Raw genomic sequence first — 22,145 nt, 5'->3', positions numbered from 1 at the left:
AAAAATGGGTAAAGAAGCAGCAAGATTAGGAGATTTATATAAATGTGAAGCACATCCGCCAGCACCACCTTTGGTATTACCAGTAATTGCTAGTGCGACTGTGTTCATTAATAAAATTCCAGCATTAGGTATCCAACCTTTGCCGTGTGGATGTCAACCTATAGTAAAAAGTACAACAGTAAAAATACAAGGAAAATTTGCTGTTCGTAAAGGAGATATGTTACCCGCTGGAACTATACAAATGGGGAGTCCAAATGTTTTTATAGGAGATTAATGCTATGGAATTAAAAATCACATCAGAAAACGGAGAGATTACCCTTCTAGCTATAAGTAATCTTAGTACAAGTTTATCTGCAAGTGGAGGACCTGCAGATGCTCAGTCTACTACAAGTGGTTCCGAAAATGTATCAAGAGTACGAAAGAACCTTTCTTTTTCTGCTTATTTAGATGCAACGGGAATGTTGTACGATACCTCAGATGATCATCATATCATTTCTATGATAAGTGGTTTAGAGGCTACAGTTTTAGATAAAGATAAACGAAATCCTGCAACCGTAAATTTCAAGGGAACTGAAATGGGTATCAATAGTGGTGATAAATATAATCTTACCTCTTTTAATACCACTTTTGAAATGATGGATGATAAGGGAATTCCATTAAGGGCAAAAATTGACTTAGCATTTACTCAGGAATTTGAAAAACCTGCTGAAGGAGAATCAGGACAGAAAAGTGAATCTCAGAATTCAAAAAGTCAAACAGAGGCACAACAATCAGAATGGTAAAAATATGAAACGATTAATTCAACTATACATACTCTTTTTTTTGATAGGTATTAGTCAAGGTTTTGTACTAGGCCAGGATCAGAAAAAAGAGCAAAAGAAAGATAAAGGAAATTCTAAGGAAGAGCTTTTATTAAAAAAAGTAAGAGCTTTTGTACCCAGTTACAAAAGTGATAATGAAAAGGATCCTTATCAGCTTCAAGCATTGAACCACCATAAACTATGGTTTTTTATTCTTGATGATAAAAAGTCACTTCATGTGTTGACATTTGAAAATGATTCTCTTCAGAAAACTTCTGAGTTTTTTGAGATGGGATTATTCAAAATCATAGATAAATATGGAATGAGTTGTGAGGACAAAACAGCACAGTTCAATGATCTAACACTTAAGCCATATTATAAATTTAAGAATAAAGCAGGAAAAGATTTTGAGAGATTGCTGTACTTAGAGTATGGGTATGTGAAGAAGTCGTTTTTTAGAAAAGTGGGGAATGTTTTAATATTTCCATTTACTTTCTTCTTACCAAAGAAGAATCCATACGATAAAGAAATTAAGAAGATGCAATCTATTGAGCGCAATATTAAGAAAAAGCAAAATGCTTATAAATCTATTGTCGCTCCTGTAATCTAAAAACTAACATTATGTGTAAGTATTATAAAACTTTACTATTACTACTTCTCAGTTTTCTATGTCATCTACAGTCGATGGCACAGGTAGATTGTGCTGAAAAATTGGTAAGGGCGCAAACGGCATTCGATCAAGGTAATATAGAATTGATAGATGGACTTTTAAGAGGCTGTTTAAAAGACGGTTTTAACGATAGTCAAAAAGAAAAGGCCTATAAATTATTGGCTCTTTGTAATATTTATCAATTAAAAAGGACGGAAGCAGAAGCGGATATCAAAAAGCTATTAAAAACAAATCCGTTTACGATAATTGATGTAGACAATGATCCAAAAGAATATGTTGAATTACTAAACAATTTCAATCGACAACCTTCATTTTACTATGGCATTGAAGGTGGAGGAAATATGAGTTTGGTACAATTAGATAAGGCATATAGTATTACGCAAGACGTTCCATCTGCAGAGTATAATCATCCATTCGGTTTTGAAGGGAACATCAATTTTGGAATGTACTTATCGCATTGGATCGATTGGGGCATGTTTGTAGGATATAGAAATGCTACAGTGGAGGTAAGAGAAAATGATATTATGAATGTTTTGTCTACCAACTACAAGGAGCAGCAACAATTTGTGCAATCCGGTTTGATGGTCAATATCAATTTTAGAAAACACCCCAAGAACATTTATCTAAATACAGAAAACGAAAAAGCAATTCTTAATTCTCCTTTCTATCCTTTTATTCGTTTGTCGGCCAATTACAATCACTTATTAAGTTCGGACGCCACAATTGTTGGACAATATAAATTAGAGGGAAGTACAGAAAATTCGGCCGATCAAAAGTCTGTAATGGATAAAAGATTTACACATGAAATAAGGTTAGGTGCTGGTATCGGACTGAAAAAGCAACGTAAAAGAGGTGCATTTTATTTTCTAGTGCAATACCACTACGCATTAAACGATTTAGTACTTGAGTCGGAGAGATACAAAGGAGATGTCTTTCTAAATCATTATGCATTTATCGATGATGATTACAGAAATCACCTCCTCACTTTAAGTGTTGGATACCAACATTACTTCTATAGATTTAAAAAGAAAAAATAGCCATGGCATTATTAGATAGAAATACATTAAAGACATTTTTTAATCAAGGAAAATTACCCTCTCAGGAAAATTTTCACGATTTAATAGAATCGAGCGTAAATAAACTGGATGATGGATTATCCAAAAGTATGGACGAAGGTTTGATGCTCTCTCCTGTTGGAGATACCAATAAATTAGTCAGTTTCTTTAAAAATATAGAAGACAGAAGTCCAATTTGGAGTTTTACATCAGGACAAACCGATAGAAATTTACATTTACAGAACCAACAAGGAGAAAGTGTCATGACTTTTGGTCAAGAAGGACTTGTGGGTGTCAACTGTCCTAAACCAAATCACGATCTTGAAGTTGGAGGAACAATAGGAGCTAAGGCAAGAGTAGGTACATTATACAAAGGTAGTGTAGAGGCTAATGGTAAATGGCAACCCATTATTGAAAATTTGAATGGATGTCATGCATTTGAAATTGTTGCAGGTGTTGGTAAAAAGAAAACGGGTAAATATGCTTTAGTAATTGCCCAGGCGATCAGTACGTTTGGTAATTCACACGATAAGATTAAAACTACTCAAGCCTATTATGGATCAAGAGGTAATAAAATAGAATTTCGATGGAAAGGTGATACCTATAATTACCAATTGGAGATGAGAACTAAAGGGAATTATGAGGGAAATACTATAGCCAATTTTCATGTTACTTCACTTTGGGAAGATCAATTTATGGATGAATCCTTTATCGATTAATTAAGATCATTATGAGAAATTATACAGGTTGGAAGTTTCCCCCGGTTTTTAATGATAAGGGTACAGAGGTAGAGATGGTCTCAGACCATATTGATATTAGAGAAAGTCTTTTTATCCTTTTTTCTACTCACCCCGGGGAACGTCCAGTAAACATTAACTTCGGCTGTAACTTAAGACAGTATTTGTTCAAAAGGTTAACTATTCAGCTTATTCAAGATATTAAGTACACCATACACGAAGCCATTACAAATTTTGAAAAAAGAATTGAGGTGATGGAAACGAATATCAATGAAGAAAACGAAAAAGAGGGAAAGTTTCTAAGTATTCAAATCCTATATAGAATTAAAGAAACAGGAGAAATTGGAGAGTTTAATTATCAAAGTGAAACTGAATAATTATGGCTGAAGAAATAGAAAACACAAATACATCACCTGCAATTCCGACACAACCATTAATTCCTGGTTTCAGATTTAAAGTAGTCACAATTACAGAGGAAGATAAGACGGATTCAAAGGCAATTGAAAAAAATAGCTTTGCTTCATTCCAGAGTATCTCTAGAATTAATGCTAAGATAAAAACTGAAAAAGTGGCTCTATTAGGATCAAACAATCGACAACTGCATGTACATAATGGAGTTGAATTTGATGATGTGGTTTTTAAAAAGGGAATTCTTTCTGGTGATATCAATTTGAGTGAACCTTTTTTATCAAGTATTGTCAATATGTCTAAGGATAAATACAGAGTTCAAAAAATGGATTTAATAGTAGTCGCACTTGATCAAAAAGATAATCCAGCCTATGCTGTAAAGTTAAAAAGATGCTTTCCGACTGCTTGGGAAATGGGAGAGTTTAATGCAGAAACGGGACAATTACTTATAGAGAGTGTCACTTATTCTGTTGGGCGTATAGAGGAAGTAAGTATATAGGTATTCAAACAAACTTGAACAAAATTTTTCATCAATTACCGTTGATCACTAAATAAACAATAACCATCTTTTCTTATGGCAAATAATATTACCGTCGATAACGTAAACAGACATAATATTTTAAAACTAAGCGTACTTTTTTTTGCAGTTATCTTTGCTTGTTTAAATAAATCTATCATTGATCAATTGGATAAGGTGAATGCTGATTTATTATACGAATGGGGACGAATTTCCCTAATGTTATTTACTCCTTTTGCATTCCTTTTATTCTTTTTAAGCAGATATTTTTCAGTTAAAAAAGCCCAGAAAAATAGTGTTTTTGTCTATATCATAGGATTATTTGCCGCCTATTATTTTGGTATAGAAAAATACAATTGGTATACACTCGAAAACTTCCAAATGGGCTGTAATATGTCCATTTATTTGGCACTTATCATGATGTATGCTCAGATCTATAATCGAATTGAAAAGGTACTTAAATTTGCCTCTGTAGATAAGGTATTAGCCCAATATTTCCTGGTAGGTTTTACATTATCTTCTTTAATTATCTATGCCTTTTTAGGATACACTGAAGCCCATTTATTCATCATTACACTCACTGCTTCTATCATATTATTATTCTTATGGTTAAGACTATTGAATAGTTACACAGCACTCAAGCTTGTTAACCAGAATATATTAATTATACATGCTAAACATTCCTTCTTTAAAATAATTAGTAATCGATTTTATCATCTAATAGTATTAAAATCGATGCTATTAACATCGATGAAATGGATGTTGTTATTGTTGATGTTTTTTCAGGCAATGACTCACTTTAAAGATAAAGATGCTGTTTTGGGTTTTGAAGTGATATTATTTGGGGTGATTTCCCTTTTTGTGTTTATCGTGAGAAAATTGTTTACCAATCAAGTATTAGATAAATTCGGTCGTCTCTCTATTTTCTACGTTCCCCCATTAATTTTGATATTGTTTTCTTGTACTGCTATATCCATACATTTCCTAGTAGACAATCAGCATGAGGCATTTATGGGAATTCCATCCCTTCAAATGGTGGTTTGTACACTATTGTTTGTTTTATTCTTTACGTATTTATACAGTCTAGAAGAAGAAACAAAAGACGATGTTTATCAAACAATTTCAGAAGAATTGAGAAGCGATTTTCTATTAATTAGTACAATTGTCGTTTCGATATTATCTGTAACAGTATGTTATGGATTATACTATGCATTTGGTAACCTGGATGAATACAAAGAATTACTTTATTTCTCTCTTCTATCGTTGGTTATTGCATACATGGTGGTGACCTATTTTCTGAAAAAAGATTATTATAAGGAGTTGGAAGATGCCATTGGCGATAAATCATTCAGACATGCAAATCTCTTCCCAATATTAAACCTTTTGAATAAAAGAGAAATTGAAAATATCAATGTTCGATTATTAAACCTATTACGAAAAATTGCACCATTGACATTCGATGAAAAACTTCCAGAGTTTATCAGTCATTCTGAAGATACCGTTCAATCTTTTGGTGTCAATGAAATGTGGAAAGAAGGGAAGATTGGATTATTGCCTAACCTCCAAAAAATTATTAAATACAAAAGATTCTGGCAGAGTCAGAATGCCCCTCAAATTCATGATGTCTTTTTAGCATTAACTGAAATTGAAGAACGTCTAGAAAATAAAAATTACATAGAGCAATTATCATTATCCAAGCTTTCTACAGAAAGAGTTTTAGGAGCCAAATTATCTATTGAACTTCCAGAAGAAAAACGTTCTACAGTATTAAAAAGGTTATTACAAGACCCAATAATGAATGTACGTAGAGCAGCAATTATATCGTGTGGGGAAGGAAAAGTATCGGATGAAGTTTACGCAGAAATGGCAAACAATATGTCTGAAATTGGACTTCAAAATGTAGTAATTGATGCGGTCTATAAGATTGGTGATCATGTAACAGATATGTTGCACTCGACTTTTAATGCTGTGGGACAAACTGTACTCACACAAGAAAGAATTCTTCAGTTGTATGGTTTATTGAATACAAAAAAATCTTATGCTTATTTATTAAAAGCGGTAAATCATACCAACCAAAAAGTGTATTTAGCGGCTTTGGATACCTTGAGTGTTGTAGAGGGATCAATTGATAAAAACAGACACATTATTGAAAAGCATATAGAAACCTTATCTAAGCAAATAGTTTGGAATTATATGGCTATTGTGGAAATCAAGAAAAATAATTTTGATGATAAAACATTAGAAAATGCACTTATAGAAGACTGTTTGGATAAACTAGATGCTATTTTAAGATTCTGTGGTATCTTATACGATTATCAAACATTCGCTATTGTAAAGTCCGTAATTAATAGTAAAACTGAAGATGAAATTAACTTCGGTGTGCAATTATTAGAAGTGGCTTTACCCAATACTCTAGAAGTAAAACCTATGATTATTATTATCTTCAAAAAGCTTTCTTTTGAAGATAAATTAAAGGAATTGGATGCTCATTGGCCTGTTGATTTTGAAGGTCTAGATGACATTATCAATAAGCTGATTTATAACGATGCTCAACTGACCAACCGTTGGTCGAGAATTTCTACGCTACATTTAATACCTACATTACGTACCAATATTTTTAAGAATACACTCATCACTCAATTAGAAAATGATGATCACTTAATTCAACAAACGGCGTTTATTATCCTTTCTGAGTGGCTTCATAAAGACGAGTTGACAGAGGTGATGTACCGTTTGACATACGACAATGAGGAATTAAAAGAACTTTGGAATACGTATACCATGCAAAATGAAGTCACTAATGTGATGGAAATATTGATGGGTATGAAAAGGTCGGTCACTTTCCAAAAACTGAATGGAGATATTATTTGTGATATCATGGATATATCAAATGTCGAAACATTAAAACGAAGTGAAAGAGCAAAAGAGTTTTACTTCGAAGAAGAAATACCATATATCTATGTGCACAAAGGGAATTTGGAAATAGATATTACAGATAAAAAAGGGACAAGAAAACGTACGATAGCTGCACAAGAATGGTTTAATCCGTTAGACGAATTCTTTATTGACTTACAACAAATTAAATGTACATCAAATGCTATTACTCAAGTGGTGATCACTCCTCAAGATGAATTTGAAAGCCTAATCGGGCGAAAGGCTAAATTATATCACTTTGTAGAATCGCAGCAAGAAGAACAATTCATTAGCTAAATAACAAAATACCATGTCTGATTATCAAATAAGAAAAAAAGATTTTGAGAGGGTAAGTCAAGATAATACTTACGTTGCCAAGAACCACCAAGAAAAAACGCTTCTAAAAGTTTTACCTGAGTATGATGAGCTATTAAAACGAGAAGAAGTACTTAGTCCTGAGGAACGTTGGAAGAACATTAAGGAGAAGCAGTCGGAAACAGATCAACGTGGTTTAATGGTGGCTAAGCAATGTATTTATGATCCGGAATTAATCATTATTGCCCTTGAAGATACTTGGTGGATTTCTAGAGATAATTTAGCGAGTGCGATATTGAAGAATTTAGATGCAATTGCGGTCATGATTCTTCCGAATCACATCAAAGAAAAATTGAGATCTGAGATTGATGATTTGTGGGTGGGACAATTTGATAGAAAAATGTTGCAACGCCTGGATGAACAAGGAAATAACATTCAGGCTGATTTGGTGATGTCCTTAAATGAACTTTATCAATTAGCACAATTACTCAAATTTCATATTGATGAACCAAAGGATAATAAAGATAAAATCATTTCATTAGTCAATAAATGTAAGAATGATAAAAAGACTTTAGATGTATTGAATATCATCTATGAAGGTGATTTATGGCATGATTTAAAATTTGTAGGAAATACTGCTGAACTTATTACATTATCTGATTCAGGAGAAGGAGTAGAACAACTGAAGGGTAATATTCCAGAAGATTTTCTTCTTTTGGATAGGAATAAAGGGATTCAGGATTATAAGTTTAAGTTACCCGCAGGTGGTTCTATTTGGACTATAGCAAGAAGATTCCATACAACCGTAAAAGAGATTGCTGAAGAGAACGGTTGGAAGTTAGAGAAGGACGGTACTTTTAAAGATGCTGCAGGAAAAAAGGTGGTGATTACGGCAGGGCAAACTATTGATCTTCCAGATACGGGATTAAAGATTAATCCAGGGGAAACGGTATATGTTCTTGAAAATGGTGAAGTGGTACAAAAGTTAAAGAAAAACAATGCACCACAAAAAATCACCCCAAAATCAATTGAGTATAATGCTTTTAAACTCTATAAAGAAATAGCATCCGATTTAACTAGTGGTTTTAGTAAACTGATCGATTATTTAAAACTGCTCGAAAACGACTATGTGAATGTACGTTTGTTTTTGGGATTTTATGCAACCGCTTCCCAAAGTAACCTAATTAGTCATATCCGTTCTAAAGTAGCTGAAAAATCAAGGCATACCAGAATTATACAACGTAGGATGAATCGAGTGTTTTTACCTCAACTTAATCCATTTATTACCAATTTAGTAGTAGACCTAGAAACTGCGAAACATTTTAGGAATGTTCAGCACCAAATGGGTAAAACTACTCAGGTAAGAAAAGAACTTTGGAAGGGTTTTACGATGGAAAAGATTGTCAAAAAAACTAGGGATGAACTTCATAAATATAAATCAAAAAAATCAGCGGATAGTCAAAATATATTAGGTGCGTTAATGGCATTACAAAGAAATCAGCCATTAATAGATGACTTCTTTGATGAATATGGTCAAGACAACTTTGACCAAGACATGATCAATTCAAGAAAATCTATACCAATTGATTATGGAAACACACTTATGATTTCTGGAGGATTTGGTGCTCCAACCCCCATGTATAATCATTATTTTAAACCTGTAAATGATGGCCTAGCCGATAGTATTTATCAATTATTAGAAAGTAAAACAGAGAGAATTCATGCGGATGGTATGGTAGATGTTTCTCATCACTTTAACCTTTCGTTAGATCAGATAGAAGATAGGAGATTCAAATCGTTTGCTCAAGGAAGTCTAATTAAATTTCATGAGTCACCACAGGAAGAAGTGGAGTATTTTTATACAGTCAAAGAAGACGAATCTCCATTAATCATCGCTAAGAAATTCAATATCTCCCTTCAAGAGTTAATGGAGTTGAATAATTGGGATAGTATCGCTCCTAATGGAGTAATAAAAGCGGGAGGAAAAGATATACACTTACAGCCACACCAAGGAGTAATTGTTCCAAATTTTGAAAAAACAGAAAACCATCATTATATCTGTGGGCCAAAGGTTTGGGAAATAAATGCCAGTGGGTTTAAAATTTCTGATGGGGGAACTTGGCAGGTGGATGCCGAAAAATACAATCCGAATTATTTCGATAACTTGATGAATCAAGTGTTGAATTCTAAATTGGGAGGTACTAGTATCAGTTTCAATTTAGAGGTGTATTTAAATGGGGATATTCTATTCACTATTTATGCAAGAGTTGGTTTAAATGCAAATACAGAAGTAAGCATAGGGGACGATTTAGGAATTATGACAAGTTTGTCGTTAAAACTAAACGCAAAGCTTGGGATCTATGGTTTAGGTAATCTTCAGTCTTCAACGAATTTATTCTCTCAAAATATTGCCTACGATAATACCAAACATTTTACGACTCACTTTAACCATTGGATCTATAAATTCTTCTTAAATAAGAATGTGGTAAGCGAGAGTTTTATGGAGTATTGGCAAGATGAAGAGAATCAAAAATATGCATACATCGGTGCCAAGAAAATGCGTACGGTTAATTTACTTGCTAGTAAGGTCGGACAAGATGAGAAAACCGGTTTAAGAACCTATGAATTTGATGCACTACCAAGTATTGGTATGTTGGGTGAAGAAATTGATGAAACTAAAGCAGATAAAGCAAAGAGAACAGTAAGTGATTTCAGTTATATGTTTGTAAATAAAGGACCACTAGCCATATTGTATAATATGATTGGTGATGACCCGAACAATGATAACAATGGACATTATGTTACTGTAGATTTAACCCTAAAAGGAAGTGATCTTATTGAGTTTATCAAAAAGGCACCCAAATTAGCTGAATTTGCAAAAGAAGAGTACAACATACTCAAATTAGTTTATGAATTAAGTGGAAATACTACTGGCGAAAAATTAAAAGGAACTTCTAGTATAGTAATTCAAACGCTCCTTTCAGAAGGGCCTAAATTCTTATGGAATACGTCAAAAGGTTTCTTGAAAGAAAGTATCTTGCCTCAGATCACAAGTAGATCAGTAAAAGCCGAGGATACTGTTTTCACTATGGCTAAAGGAGTAGACGAAGATAAGGCTTTAGACCAAATGTTATTGAACCATGTTAAAGGGGTTAAACCTAAAACTAAGACAAATTTTGAACTCGATGGAGGTATCAAGTTTACTTTGCAAACAGTCTATGAGAATGGAGATCTAAAACTTCAATATAAAAGAGCCACATTGTTGGGAGCAATAGATTTTGGTGTTGAATCCCCTCGATTTGGTAATTTCATTGCAGGAGCGAGTGTAGGTTTCAATGTTGGCATTGAATATGAAAGAAATATATGGGAAGCGCCGGGTACTGAAACATTAACTTATATCTCTACTGTTTACAATGCGCATGCAGCAGCAGGATTAAATTCAGAATCAGATAAAGGCAGAAGAGATGATGCGATGTCTAGATTTATTGCCATAGAAAAATATCTATTCGCAGAAGAAAGAAATAAAGAATATTATAAAAAGGCCATCAAAAATAAAGATGACCTGAAGAAAGCAGAATCTCTAGAAAAATTATCGAAAGAGAAAAAAGAGTTTGAGCTGTTTAGGTATATGAACAAACTTCATTGGGATGCAGTAGGTAAAGACACAAAATATACTTCTGAAGGGTGGAAGAATTATAAAGAGACATATTCTTCAGAAATTCAGGAATTAGCGAACAACTTTATTCATCCTTTGCTCAAGCATAAAGGGGATAACAATTTTAATAAAGCGGCAGAAGAGAAATCTTTGACGATGATTTCTAAAGAAGTGGCTAATAAGTATTTTGAGAGTCCAGCTGATTTATTTGGTGATTTGAAATTATATTCAGATAAAGATGATGTGGATTTAATCAAATTTGAAAAATATGTATTATTTAATTTATTTAAAGACCAACAAAAATACGATTATGAATATGATAAATAAACTATTAATAACAATACTACTATTCTTCTTCTCATGTTCTACAAAAGATAATTTAGGGCAGAAATTAAATAAGAATGATTCAGACTTAATTAATAAAATTCAAGAAAAATATGCTGATAAGATTAAATATTCAATCAAAGATAATCATGTAAGCTGTGTTGATTTGATTAAAATGGGAGAATTAGAATCTTTCCCAGATGAGATAAAACAATTATCAAAATTAGATTCTCTTCATATATCTAAAACAAGTATTAATAATAAGAAATTAGATTTAAGAAGTATAAAAGGTTTAAAATATCTTTATCTTGGTCATCTTAATTTAGATGAATATCAGTTACTATTTAATGAAAATATTAATGAAATAGTAATATATTTTTGCACTTTCAATAAATTTCCTGAAGCAATAAACAATGCAGATTTAAAAAAAATATCTTTTTATACAGGAGAAGATTATGAAAATATTTTACCTAAAACATTGACTTACCCAAATCTAGAGGAAATCTATTTTAATGGAGTTGACTTTGGAACATATCCAGATATAATAAGTAATAAACTTATAAAATTAGAACTCCATAATACAGAAATACTTCAAGAGCTTCCTAAGAGTTACTGTAAAAACAAATTTGAAACTTTGCAATTTTCTAGATGTGAGAAACTTTCAAACCTAAACGGGCTACTAAAAAACAGCCAAGAATCATTAAAGAATTTTGAGTTTGTTAAAATGAATGATATGGCTACCATACCCTTTGATGATTTATCCAAATGTAAAAACTTGGAAAAACTTCGTATAAGTGGCCAATATTGGAATCATATGAAGGATGAAAGTGTGTATGATGTCTTTTATGGTTTCAAAAACTTAAAAACTTTAATTTATAGAGATCTTCCAGTAGAAAGAATATTACCAGAGATAAAAAATCTTCAAAAATTGGAGTATTTATCTTTTTATGGTTGTTATGTTAAAACAGTACCAAAAGAAATTAGAGATCTTCCAAATCTTGAAGCTTTAATTTTGACAGGAACCAGTGTTGAGTCACTTCCAGCAGAAATGTTTGATGTGGATAGAGTTAATAAAACGCGACTAGAAGTAGATGGAGGATGGGGTGTAATCCCAGAATTCTTAAGTGAAAAAGATGTAGAAAGAGGTTATAAAATTGAAGAATAATAATCCGATGTTAGCAGATATTCAAACAAACCCCAGCCAATTAGAACTAAATAAACGTCTAACTAATTTTAAAGAACTTCTTCATCATGTGATTTATAACCCACATGAATCAAAAGAAAATATCTTTGAGAAGATGACTCCTTTTGAGCATGATTCAAACCTTAAATCTATTGTAATGGATAATGGTTTAGGGTTGTATGATGAATTATTTTTACTGTTCACTTACTCTTGGAAATATCACGCTGAGTATTTTATACCTCTAATCAAGGAGCTAAAAGAACTAGAAAATAAGATAGAATATAATGGTGTCTTTGATGAAAAATTGGGTGTTTATATTCCTACTGTTAAAACATTTCTAAAGCTTTTTGTATCAGAAGAGCAATCTGTCGAAGTGTTTAAATACCTCACCAATAAAGATCACTTTTTCATCAAACAAGGAGTTATTTATTTAACATCAGATACTAGTGGAGTCATAAAAGATTTGTTGTATGCTACACCTCAAATTTCCCAGACCTACGTCGAATTTTTAAATGGTACTACTCAACCTCGTTTAGATCACGAATTGGATTTTCCTGCTAAATTAACTCAACCAACACTTACTTTCGATCAAGTTATTTTACCAGAAAAGACGCAAACTTCTTTACATTCTTTGGAGCAAATGATGGAGTTAAGAAGTAGACTAACTTCACATCAATTTGATCAATTAAAAATTAAGAAAAGTACTGTTGTGGTATTCTCAGGAGCACCCGGAACAGGTAAGTCTATTACTGCTACTACCTTAGGTGAGAAATACAATATGCCTACTTATACTTTGGAACTTTCTAAAGTGGTATCCAGGTATATAGGTGAATTTGAAAAATCTATGGATAAAGTGTTTTATCGTTTAGATGGACAAAATGTGATCCTATTAATAGATGAAGCAGATGCTATTTTTGCAAAAAGATCTACTGATGTAAAAGACACAAGAGACAAATATGCCAATCAGGAAATGTCCTATTTGCTTCAAAGAATCGAACGATATAATGGCATCGTGATCCTCACCACCAATGTTTCCGATATTCGAAAACATATAGACAAAGCCATGCTTAGAAGGGTAGAACTGATCATCGATTTTCCATTCCCATTATATGCAGAACGAAAGCAATTATGGTCGTTAAGTTTACCTCAAGGATATGAATATAAAGATGGTGTGGTAGAACATATCGCAGAAAACTACCAACTGAATGGATCTAATATCAGTAATATTGCTTCTTCATTAATGGTAGAATGTATTCTCCAAGACAAAAAAGAAATCAGTTTGGAAGAAGTACTGCCAAAAATCCAACATGAACTATACAAAAGAAGTGCAAAGTTTACCGAATGTAAAGACAGTTCTCATACAGCTATAGAACAAAGAACTGGAGGTGGAGTTCTGAGTGGGTTGGGGAGTAGGTTGAGTTTTTAATAATGATCATAAATTTTTATGTAGATATAGTAAATTCTGACCGATATATTATACTCAATGCTAGCAGATAAACAAACTATTGAAATATCAAGAATAACGCCATACAGCTCTAGAATTAAATTCAGAATCAGATAAAGGCAGAAGAGATGATGCGATGTCTAGATTTATTGCCATAGAAAAATATCTATTCGCAGAAGAAAGAAATAAAGAATATTATAAAAAGGCCATCAAAAATAAAGATGACCTGAAGAAAGCAGAATCTCTAGAAAAATTATCGAAAGAGAAAAAAGAGTTTGAGCTGTTTAGGTATATGAACAAACTTCATTGGGATGCAGTAGGTAAAGACACAAAATATACTTCTGAAGGGTGGAAGAATTATAAAGAGACATATTCTTCAGAAATTCAGGAATTAGCGAACAACTTTATTCATCCTCTAATTAAGCATAAAGATGATAAAGATTTTAGTAAGGCAGCAGAAGAGAAATCTTTGACGATGATGTCTAAGGAAGCGGCTTATAAATATTTTGAAACTCCAGCTAAATTACTAGATAATTTGGATATTTCTTCAAATAGAAAAAATGTAGAAGTTCTCAACTTTGAAAAATATGTATTATTTAATTTATATAAGGACCAACAAAAATACGATTATGAATATGATAAATAAACTATTTATAATAATACTACTATTCTTTTTCTCATGTTCTACAAAAGATAATTTAGAACAGAAATTAAATAAGGATGATTCTGACATAATTAAAAAAATTCAAGAAAAATATGCTGATAAAATAAAGTTTTCAATAAATGAAAACCATGTGTCTTGTGTTGATTTAATTGAGATTGGGGAATTAGAATCTTTTCCGAATGAAATAAATCAATTAACAAAATTAGATTCTATTATAATCTCTAAAACAAACATTAATGATAAAATAATTGATTTAAGAGGTATAAATGGCCTAAAATTTTTAGATTTAAGCCATCTTAATTTAAGTAATTATCAGTTATATCTAAATGATGGTATTGAGGAAATAACATTATATTATTGCAATTTTGATAAATTTCCTGAATCAATAAAAAATGCAGATTTAAAAAAAATATCTTTTTACAGTTTAGGAGAAGAGTATGAAAATATTTTTCCTAAAACTTTGACTTATCCAAATCTTGAAGAAATAAAATTTAGTAGAGTAAACTTCTATAATTACCCTGATCTTTTTAGTAATAAACTAAGAAAAATAGAGCTTTTTAATAATGAAACTCTTAAAGAACTTCCTAAAAGTTATTTCAAAAATAGTTTCGAAACAGTAAAATTCTTAGCATGTGAAAAGCTTTCTAACCTCGACGGGTTACTAAAAAATAGCCAAGAATCATTAAAGTATTTCGATTTTAATGATATATATGATATGACTACCATACCCTTCGATGATTTAAAAAAGTGCAAAAACTTAGAAGATCTTCGTATAAGTGGCCAATATTGGAATCATATGAAGGATGAAAGTGTGTATGATATCTTTTATGGTTTCAAAAACTTAAAAACTTTAATTTATAGAGATCTTCCAGTAGAAAGAATATTACCAGAGATAAAAAATCTTCAAAAATTGGAGTATTTATCTTTTTATGGTTGTTATATTAAAACAGTACCAAAAGAAATTAGAGATCTTCCAAATCTTGAAGCTTTAATTTTGACTGGAACCAGTGTTGAGTCCCTTCCAGCAGAAATGTTTGATGTCGATAGAGTAAATAAAACGCGACTAGAAGTAGATGGAGGATGGGGTGTGATCCCAGAATTTTTAAGTGAAAAAGATGTCGAAAGAGGTTATAAAATTGAAGAATAATAATCCAATGCTAGCAGATATTCAAACAACCCCCAGCCAATTAGAACTTACTAAACGTCTAACTAATTTTAAAGAACTTCTGCATCATGTGATTTATAACCCACATGAATCAAAAGAAAATATCTTTGAAAAGATGACTCCTTTTGAATATAATTCAAACCTTAAATCTATTGTATTGGATAATGGTTTAGGGGTGTATGATGAATTATTTTTACTGTTCACTTACTCTTGGAAATATCATGCTGAGTATTTTATACCTCTAATCAAGGAGCTAAAAGAACTAGAAAATAAGATAGAATATAATGGTGTCTTTGATGAAAAATTGGGTGTATATATCCCCACTGTTAAAACATTTCTAAAGCTTTTTGTATCAGAAGAGCAATCTGTCGAAGTGTTTAAATACCTCACCAATAAAGATCACTTTTTCATCAAACAAGGAGTTATTTATTTAACATCAGATACTAGTGGAGTCATTAAAGATTTGTTGTATGCTACACCTCAAATCTCTCAAACATATGTCGAATTCTTAAATGGAGCTACTCAACCCCGTTTAGATCACGAATTGGATTTTCCTGCTAAATTAATTCAACCAACACTTACTTTCGATCAAGTTATTTTACCAGAAAAGACGCAAACTTCTTTACATTCTTTGGAGCAAATGATGGAGTTAAGAAGTAGACTAACTTCACATCAATTTGATCAATTAAAAATTAAGAAAAGTACTATTGTTGTATTCTCAGGAGCACCCGGAACAGGTAAGTCTATTACTGCTACTACCTTAGGTGAGAAATACAATATGCCTACTTATACTTTGGAACTTTCTAAAGTGGTTTCAAGATATATAGGTGAATTTGAAAAATCTATGGATAAAGTGTTTGATCGTTTAGATGGACAAAATGTGATCCTATTAATAGATGAAGCAGACGCTATTTTTGCAAAAAGATCTACTGATGTAAAAGACACAAGAGACAAATATGCCAATCAGGAAATGTCCTATTTGCTTCAAAGAATCGAACGATATAATGGCATCGTGATCCTCACCACCAATGTTTCCGATATCCGAAAACATATCGACAAAGCCATGCTTAGAAGGGTAGAGCTGATCATCGATTTTCCATTTCCATTATATGCAGAACGAAAGCAATTATGGTCGTTAAGTTTGCCTCAAGGATACGAATATAAAGAAGGTGTGGTAGATCATATCGCAGAAAACTACCAATTAAATGGATCCAATATCAGTAATATTGCTTCTTCATTAATGGTAGAATGTATTCTCCAAGACAAAAAAGAAATCAGTTTGGAAGAAGTACTGCCAAAAATCCAACATGAACTATACAAAAGAAGTGCAAAGTTTACGGAATGTAAAGACAGTTCTCATACAGCTATAGAACAAAGAACTGGCGGTGGAGTTTTGAGTGGGTTGGGGAGTAGGTTGAGTTTTTAATAATGATCATAAATTTTTATGTAGATATAGTAAATTCGGACCGATATATTATACTCAATGCTAGCAGATAAACAAACTATTGAAATATCAAGAATAACGCCATACAGCTCTAGAATTAAATTATGAATCAGATAAAGGAAGAAGAGATGAAGCGATGTCTAGATTTATTGCTATAGAAAAATATCTATTCGCAGAAGAAAGAAATAAAGAATATTATAAAAAGGCCATCAAAAATAAAGATGACCTGAAGAAAGCAGAATCTCTAGAAAAATTATCGAAAGAGAAAAAAGAGTTTGAGCTGTTTAGGTATATGAACAAACTTCATTGGGATGCAGTAGGCAAAGAAACAAAATATACTTCTGAAGGGTGGAAGAATTATAAAGAGAAATATGCTTCAGAAATTCAGGAATTAGCGAACAACTTTATTCATCCTCTAATTAAGCATAAAGATGATAAAGATTTTAGTAAGGCAGCAGAAGAGAAATCTTTGACGATGATGTCTAAGGAAACGGCTTATAAATTCTATCGAAACCCTAGTGAGTTACTTAAACTTCTTAATATAAAAGATGAAAGTCGAAAAGTAATAATAAAAGATTTTGAAAAATATGTATTATTTAATTTATACAAAGACCAACAAAAATACGATTATGAATATGATAAATAAACTATTAATAATATCTCTATTATTCTTTTTCTCCTGCTCTAATAAAAAAAGTATAGAACAGAAATTAAATAAGAATGATTATGAAATTATATCTAAAATAAGTGAAAAGTTTAAGGACAAAATAAAATTTTCAATTTCTGGAGATCACGTCTCTAAAGTTGTATTATTTGAACTTGGTGAAATAGAAACATTTCCAAAAGAGATTTATAATTTCACTAATTTAGATTCACTTTTAATTAATAAAACAACAATTATTGATAATAAAATAGATTTAAGAAGTATTAAAGGATTAAAGTATTTAGATTTTACTGAACTTAATTTAAATGACTATCAATTAATTTTTAATGAAAGTATTAATGAAATAGTAATATATTATTGCACTTTTGAAAAATTTCCTGAATCAATAAAAAATGCAGATTTAAAAAAGATATCATTTTATAATTTGGGTAAAGAATATGAAAAGATACTACCTAAAAAACTTACATACCCAAATTTGGAGGAGATCAATTTTAGTAGTGTTCAATTGAATAATTACCCTGATATTATTAGCAATAAACTTAAAAAATTAGAATTGTATAATAATGAAACCCTTAAAGAACTTCCTCAAAGTTATTCTAAACATAAGTTTACAACTATAGAATTATTGAATTGTGAGAATCTTTCAAACTTAAATGGGTTACTAAAAAACAGCCAAGAATCATTAAAGTATTTTGACTTTAGTAAGATGAACGATATGGCTACTATCCCTTTCGATGATTTAAAAAAGTGCAAAAACTTAGAAGATCTTCGTATAAGTGGCCAATATTGGAATCATATGAAGGATGAAAGTGTGTATGATGTCTTTTATGGTTTCAAAAACTTAAAAACTTTAATTTATAGAGATCTTCCTGTAGAAAGAATCTTACCAGAGATAAAAAATCTTCAAAAATTGGAGTATTTATCTTTTTATGGTTGTTATATTAAAACAGTACCAAAAGAAATTAGAGATCTTCCAAATCTTGAAGCTTTAATTTTGACTGGAACCAGTGTTGAGTCCCTTCCAGCAGAAATGTTTGATGTCGATAGAGTAAATAAAACGCGACTAGAAGTAGATGGAGGATGGGGTGTAATCCCAGAATTTTTAAGTGAAGAAGATGTAGAAAGAGGTTATAAAATTGAAGAATAATAATCCGATGTTAGCAGATATTCAAACAAACCCCAGCCAATTAGAACTAAATAAACGTCTAACTAATTTTAAAGAACTTCTTCATCATGTGATTTATAACCCATATGAATCAAAAGAAAATATCTTTGAGAAGATGACTCCTTTTGAGCATGATTCAAACCTTAAATCTATTGTAATGGATAATGGTTTAGGGTTGTATGATGAATTATTTTTACTGTTCACTTACTCTTGGAAATATCACGCTGAGTATTTTATTCCTCTAATCAAGGAGCTAAAAGAACTAGAAAATAAGATAGAATATAATGGTGTCTTTGATGAAAAATTGGGTGTTTATATTCCTACTGTTAAAACATTTCTAAAGCTTTTTGTTTCAGAAGAGCAATCTGTCGAAGTGTTTAAATACCTCACCAATAAAGATCACTTTTTCATCAAACAAGGAGTCATTTATTTAACAACAGATACTAGTGGAGTCATCAAATATTTGTTGTATGCTACACCTCAAATTTCCCAGACCTACGTCGAATTTTTAAATGGTACTACTCAACCTCGTTTAGATCACGAATTGGATTTTCCTGCTAAATTAATTCAACCAACACTTACTTTCGATCAAGTTATTTTACCAGAAAAGACGCAAACTTCTTTACATTCTTTGGAGCAAATGATGGAGTTAAGAAGTAGACTAACTTCACATCAATTTGATCAATTAAAAATTAAGAAAAGTACTATTGTGGTATTCTCAGGAGCACCCGGAACAGGTAAGTCTATTACTGCTACTACCTTAGGTGAGAAATACAATATGCCTACTTATACTTTGGAACTTTCTAAAGTGGTATCCAGGTATATAGGTGAATTTGAAAAATCTATGGATAAAGTGTTTTATCGTTTAGATGGACAAAATGTGATCCTATTAATAGATGAAGCAGATGCTATTTTTGCAAAAAGATCTACTGATGTAAAAGACACAAGAGACAAATATGCCAATCAGGAAATGTCCTATTTGCTTCAAAGAATCGAACGATATAATGGCATCATGATCCTCACCACCAATGTTTCCGATATCCGAAAACATATCGACAAAGCCATGCTTAGAAGAGTAGAACTGATCATCGATTTTCCATTCCCATTGTATGCAGAACGAAAGCAATTATGGTCGTTAAGTTTACCTCAAGGATATGAATATAAAGAAGGTGTGGTAGATCATATCGCAGAAAACTACCAACTGAATGGATCCAATATCAGTAATATTGCCTCTTCATTAATGGTAGAATGTATTCTTCAAGACAAAAAAGAAATCAGTTTGGAAGAAGTACTGCCAAAAATCCAACATGAACTATATAAAAGAAGTGCAAAGTTTACGGAATGTAAAGACAGTTCTCATACAGCTATAGAACAAAGAACTGGAGGTGGAGTTTTGAGTGGGTTGGGGAGTAGGTTGAATTTCTAAAAACATTCTATCTTCTCTCCACACCAGGAACATTCCCACTTCTTAATCTAAAAGTTCCATCATCCACACATTCTGGTAGCCATTCCCAAGGATTATAACGACTATAAAAAGAATCAATCATTTCGATATTGCATATACTTCTCGGGAGTGTTTTTAACCTGTTTCCATCTACCCAAAGTGTATTGATTTTTGTACAGTTACCAATTTCTTCTGGTAAGGAAGTGAGATTGTTATTATTAAGCATTAATACCTCCAATTTAACTAAATTGCCAATTTCTTTTGGGAGTTGTGTGAGGTTGTTATCTCTAAAACTTAAATCCTTAATTCGTGTACATTTCCAAACAAAGTCCGGAATATCTCCATCTTTTAAGTTCATTTTTTTAAAGGATAAAGTGTGTAACGTTTCCATTTTTTCAATACCGTCAGGATATTTGTTTAATGAAACACAACTGTCAAAATATAAATATTTCAACTTGTTCAATTCAGTAATTGATTTAGGTATTTCTGTTAGATATGGATTGAAATCAAAAGAAATCGCAGTGATATTTTTCAATTTACCTATGTTTTTAGGGATTTTCTTAATCAAATTTCCTGAAAAAGTTAATTCCTGTAATGAAGTTATGTTACATATACTATTGGGTAAATATTCTATTTTATTGTTATGTAAGTATATTTTTTTTAACCTATTTAGTTTATAAATTTCTTTTGGGACATTTTCAATGTTATTATTTTGTAATTTCAAATATTCTAACTTTTTATAATCTAAAAAGAAGTTTGGAATAATGTTTAAATCACAATTTTCAATAATCAATACTTCGAGATATGGAAATTCTTTTAAAAAATTCAATGAATTTTTCAATTCATGAAAATTATCAAATGTTATTAGTGTAATAGAGTCTTTTTTTTCTACAATATCGAAATACCAATTTGATAAAGAATCATTAGAGTGAAAATTAATTCCATATTTGTTATCTTTCCAAATACCAATATTACTATTTGGATATTTTTCTTTAAGACTTTCAATAAATTCATTATTTTGTTTCTGTTCATCATTAATGAAATAACATGAAAATAATGTAATGGATAATAATATATTTAATATCCTATAGCCAATAATCTGACGCATATATTCTGTTTTCTAAATAGTTTTTAAATAATATGTTTTGTTGAAAAGATTCTATATCTAGTATTAGCTTTTCACTTAGAAAAACTTTTGAAAAAAGAGTTTTTTTATTTTTTATAATTTCTCCTTTAGTCTCCCCAAAATGCCTCCAAACATCAAAATCCATTATCAATTTTGGCATTTTATCTCTATTATCTTTTAATTTTTCCCACTCCTCATTAAACTTCTCTGTAAAAGACATAATTATACTATCCAATTCATCTTTATGATCTTTTTTGTAAGTCTCCCAATGTGAACAACTAAACTCTGATTCACTATTATTCCCTTTTAAAGCAAGAATTTTTGCTTCAATTTGTGCATCATACTTTGTACGACTTTCATCATCCTGAAGTCTTTCTTTTTTCGAGTTTTTGAGGAGTTTTTCCAGTTCTCCCACTAAACTTGGGTTTCTAGATTCCCACATCATTTGGTTG

Annotated in this window: 19 protein-coding genes; 17 read left to right on the top strand and 2 right to left on the bottom strand. The window is 31.2% G+C overall.

Going from position 1 to position 22,145, the window contains the following annotated elements; translation table 11 throughout:
* The first annotated feature begins 4 nt into the window (after positions 1-4).
* The 17 genes from KMW28_RS26765 (at position 5) to KMW28_RS26685 (ending at position 20,549) form a co-directional block, all read left to right on the top strand.
* Entirely contained in the window at positions 5-274 is a 270-nt protein-coding gene (locus KMW28_RS26765) for a PAAR domain-containing protein (protein WP_066215308.1), read from the top strand.
* A gap of 4 nt (positions 275-278) precedes the next feature.
* The gene (locus tag KMW28_RS26760; protein WP_169667220.1) at positions 279-782 is read left to right on the top strand and encodes a CIS tube protein; all 504 of its coding nucleotides are present in this window, start codon (positions 279-281) and stop codon (positions 780-782) included.
* A 4-nt stretch (positions 783-786) separates the two neighbouring features.
* Positions 787-1,410, top strand: coding sequence for a hypothetical protein (locus KMW28_RS26755; RefSeq protein ID WP_169667222.1), 624 nt, complete (start codon positions 787-789; stop codon positions 1,408-1,410).
* An 11-nt stretch (positions 1,411-1,421) separates the two neighbouring features.
* Positions 1,422-2,507, top strand: coding sequence for a hypothetical protein (locus tag KMW28_RS26750; RefSeq protein ID WP_169667224.1), 1,086 nt, complete (start codon positions 1,422-1,424; stop codon positions 2,505-2,507).
* Between the two features lie 2 nt (positions 2,508-2,509).
* Entirely contained in the window at positions 2,510-3,244 is a 735-nt protein-coding gene (locus tag KMW28_RS26745) for an adhesin (protein WP_169667226.1), read from the top strand.
* 11 nt (positions 3,245-3,255) lie between these two features.
* Positions 3,256-3,639 carry a GPW/gp25 family protein gene (locus tag KMW28_RS26740; RefSeq protein WP_169667228.1) on the top strand — a complete coding sequence of 128 codons (384 nt, stop codon included), beginning with the start codon at positions 3,256-3,258 and terminating at the stop codon, positions 3,637-3,639.
* A 2-nt stretch (positions 3,640-3,641) separates the two neighbouring features.
* Positions 3,642-4,169, top strand: a complete 528-nt coding sequence (locus KMW28_RS26735) for a phage tail protein (RefSeq protein ID WP_169667230.1) — start codon at positions 3,642-3,644, stop codon at positions 4,167-4,169.
* Positions 4,170-4,244: 75 nt separating this feature from the next.
* Entirely contained in the window at positions 4,245-7,397 is a 3,153-nt protein-coding gene (locus tag KMW28_RS26730; RefSeq protein ID WP_169667231.1) for a hypothetical protein, read from the top strand.
* Between the two features lie 13 nt (positions 7,398-7,410).
* Positions 7,411-11,397, top strand: a complete 3,987-nt coding sequence (locus KMW28_RS26725) for a LysM peptidoglycan-binding domain-containing protein (RefSeq protein ID WP_183364039.1) — start codon at positions 7,411-7,413, stop codon at positions 11,395-11,397.
* On the top strand, positions 11,387-12,559 hold the full coding sequence (locus KMW28_RS26720; RefSeq protein ID WP_169667324.1) for a leucine-rich repeat domain-containing protein: 1,173 nt from the start codon (positions 11,387-11,389) through the stop codon (positions 12,557-12,559). Before KMW28_RS26725 ends, KMW28_RS26720 begins: the two co-directional genes overlap by 11 nt.
* Positions 12,549-14,003, top strand: coding sequence for an ATP-binding protein (locus tag KMW28_RS26715; protein ID WP_183364037.1), 1,455 nt, complete (start codon positions 12,549-12,551; stop codon positions 14,001-14,003). The genes KMW28_RS26720 and KMW28_RS26715 overlap by 11 nt, the downstream gene beginning before the upstream one ends.
* Before the next feature lie 154 nt (positions 14,004-14,157).
* Positions 14,158-14,667: a hypothetical protein gene (locus KMW28_RS26710; RefSeq protein WP_183364036.1), complete on the top strand. Its 510-nt coding sequence runs from the start codon at positions 14,158-14,160 to the stop codon at positions 14,665-14,667.
* Positions 14,657-15,832, top strand: coding sequence for a leucine-rich repeat domain-containing protein (locus KMW28_RS26705; RefSeq protein WP_215585913.1), 1,176 nt, complete (start codon positions 14,657-14,659; stop codon positions 15,830-15,832). Before KMW28_RS26710 ends, KMW28_RS26705 begins: the two co-directional genes overlap by 11 nt.
* Entirely contained in the window at positions 15,801-17,276 is a 1,476-nt protein-coding gene (locus KMW28_RS26700; protein WP_183364034.1) for an ATP-binding protein, read from the top strand. Before KMW28_RS26705 ends, KMW28_RS26700 begins: the two co-directional genes overlap by 32 nt.
* 154 nt (positions 17,277-17,430) lie before the next feature.
* Positions 17,431-17,940 (top strand): hypothetical protein, encoded by a 510-nt coding sequence (locus tag KMW28_RS26695; RefSeq protein ID WP_183364033.1) that lies wholly within the window; start codon positions 17,431-17,433, stop codon positions 17,938-17,940.
* Positions 17,930-19,105, top strand: a complete 1,176-nt coding sequence (locus KMW28_RS26690) for a leucine-rich repeat domain-containing protein (protein ID WP_215585911.1) — start codon at positions 17,930-17,932, stop codon at positions 19,103-19,105. The genes KMW28_RS26695 and KMW28_RS26690 overlap by 11 nt, the downstream gene beginning before the upstream one ends.
* Positions 19,095-20,549 carry an ATP-binding protein gene (locus KMW28_RS26685; RefSeq protein ID WP_183364031.1) on the top strand — a complete coding sequence of 485 codons (1,455 nt, stop codon included), beginning with the start codon at positions 19,095-19,097 and terminating at the stop codon, positions 20,547-20,549. The genes KMW28_RS26690 and KMW28_RS26685 overlap by 11 nt, the downstream gene beginning before the upstream one ends.
* Before the next feature lie 7 nt (positions 20,550-20,556).
* On the opposite strand, the gene KMW28_RS26680 is transcribed toward KMW28_RS26685, so the two are convergent.
* Entirely contained in the window at positions 20,557-21,675 is a 1,119-nt protein-coding gene (locus tag KMW28_RS26680) for a leucine-rich repeat domain-containing protein (protein ID WP_169667318.1), read from the bottom strand.
* Entirely contained in the window at positions 21,653-22,138 is a 486-nt protein-coding gene (locus KMW28_RS26675; RefSeq protein WP_183364030.1) for a hypothetical protein, read from the bottom strand. The genes KMW28_RS26680 and KMW28_RS26675 overlap by 23 nt, the downstream gene beginning before the upstream one ends.
* Positions 22,139-22,145: the final 7 nt, after the last annotated feature.

The sequence above is a fragment of the Flammeovirga yaeyamensis genome (assembly GCF_018736045.1).
GTDB classification, from domain to species: Bacteria; Bacteroidota; Bacteroidia; order Cytophagales; family Flammeovirgaceae; genus Flammeovirga; species Flammeovirga yaeyamensis.
Note: the sequence above shows the minus strand (reverse complement) of the source record. Positions and strands in the feature narration are given on the sequence as shown.

What these genes read in the sequence shown, in the direction of transcription:
- KMW28_RS26765 (WP_066215308.1), top strand. Translation starts at nt 5, where the DNA reads ATGGGTAAAGAAGCAGCAAGATTAGGAGATTTATATAAATGTGAAGCA.
- KMW28_RS26760 (WP_169667220.1), top strand. Translation starts at nt 279, where the DNA reads ATGGAATTAAAAATCACATCAGAAAACGGAGAGATTACCCTTCTAGCT.
- KMW28_RS26755 (WP_169667222.1), top strand. Translation starts at nt 787, where the DNA reads ATGAAACGATTAATTCAACTATACATACTCTTTTTTTTGATAGGTATT.
- KMW28_RS26750 (WP_169667224.1), top strand. Translation starts at nt 1,422, where the DNA reads ATGTGTAAGTATTATAAAACTTTACTATTACTACTTCTCAGTTTTCTA.
- KMW28_RS26745 (WP_169667226.1), top strand. Translation starts at nt 2,510, where the DNA reads ATGGCATTATTAGATAGAAATACATTAAAGACATTTTTTAATCAAGGA.
- KMW28_RS26740 (WP_169667228.1), top strand. Translation starts at nt 3,256, where the DNA reads ATGAGAAATTATACAGGTTGGAAGTTTCCCCCGGTTTTTAATGATAAG.
- KMW28_RS26735 (WP_169667230.1), top strand. Translation starts at nt 3,642, where the DNA reads ATGGCTGAAGAAATAGAAAACACAAATACATCACCTGCAATTCCGACA.
- KMW28_RS26730 (WP_169667231.1), top strand. Translation starts at nt 4,245, where the DNA reads ATGGCAAATAATATTACCGTCGATAACGTAAACAGACATAATATTTTA.
- KMW28_RS26725 (WP_183364039.1), top strand. Translation starts at nt 7,411, where the DNA reads ATGTCTGATTATCAAATAAGAAAAAAAGATTTTGAGAGGGTAAGTCAA.
- KMW28_RS26720 (WP_169667324.1), top strand. Translation starts at nt 11,387, where the DNA reads ATGATAAATAAACTATTAATAACAATACTACTATTCTTCTTCTCATGT.
- KMW28_RS26710 (WP_183364036.1), top strand. Translation starts at nt 14,158, where the DNA reads ATGTCTAGATTTATTGCCATAGAAAAATATCTATTCGCAGAAGAAAGA.
- KMW28_RS26705 (WP_215585913.1), top strand. Translation starts at nt 14,657, where the DNA reads ATGATAAATAAACTATTTATAATAATACTACTATTCTTTTTCTCATGT.
- KMW28_RS26700 (WP_183364034.1), top strand. Translation starts at nt 15,801, where the DNA reads ATGTCGAAAGAGGTTATAAAATTGAAGAATAATAATCCAATGCTAGCA.
- KMW28_RS26695 (WP_183364033.1), top strand. Translation starts at nt 17,431, where the DNA reads ATGTCTAGATTTATTGCTATAGAAAAATATCTATTCGCAGAAGAAAGA.
- KMW28_RS26690 (WP_215585911.1), top strand. Translation starts at nt 17,930, where the DNA reads ATGATAAATAAACTATTAATAATATCTCTATTATTCTTTTTCTCCTGC.
- KMW28_RS26680 (WP_169667318.1), bottom strand. Translation starts at nt 21,675, where the DNA reads ATGCGTCAGATTATTGGCTATAGGATATTAAATATATTATTATCCATT.
- KMW28_RS26675 (WP_183364030.1), bottom strand. Translation starts at nt 22,138, where the DNA reads ATGATGTGGGAATCTAGAAACCCAAGTTTAGTGGGAGAACTGGAAAAA.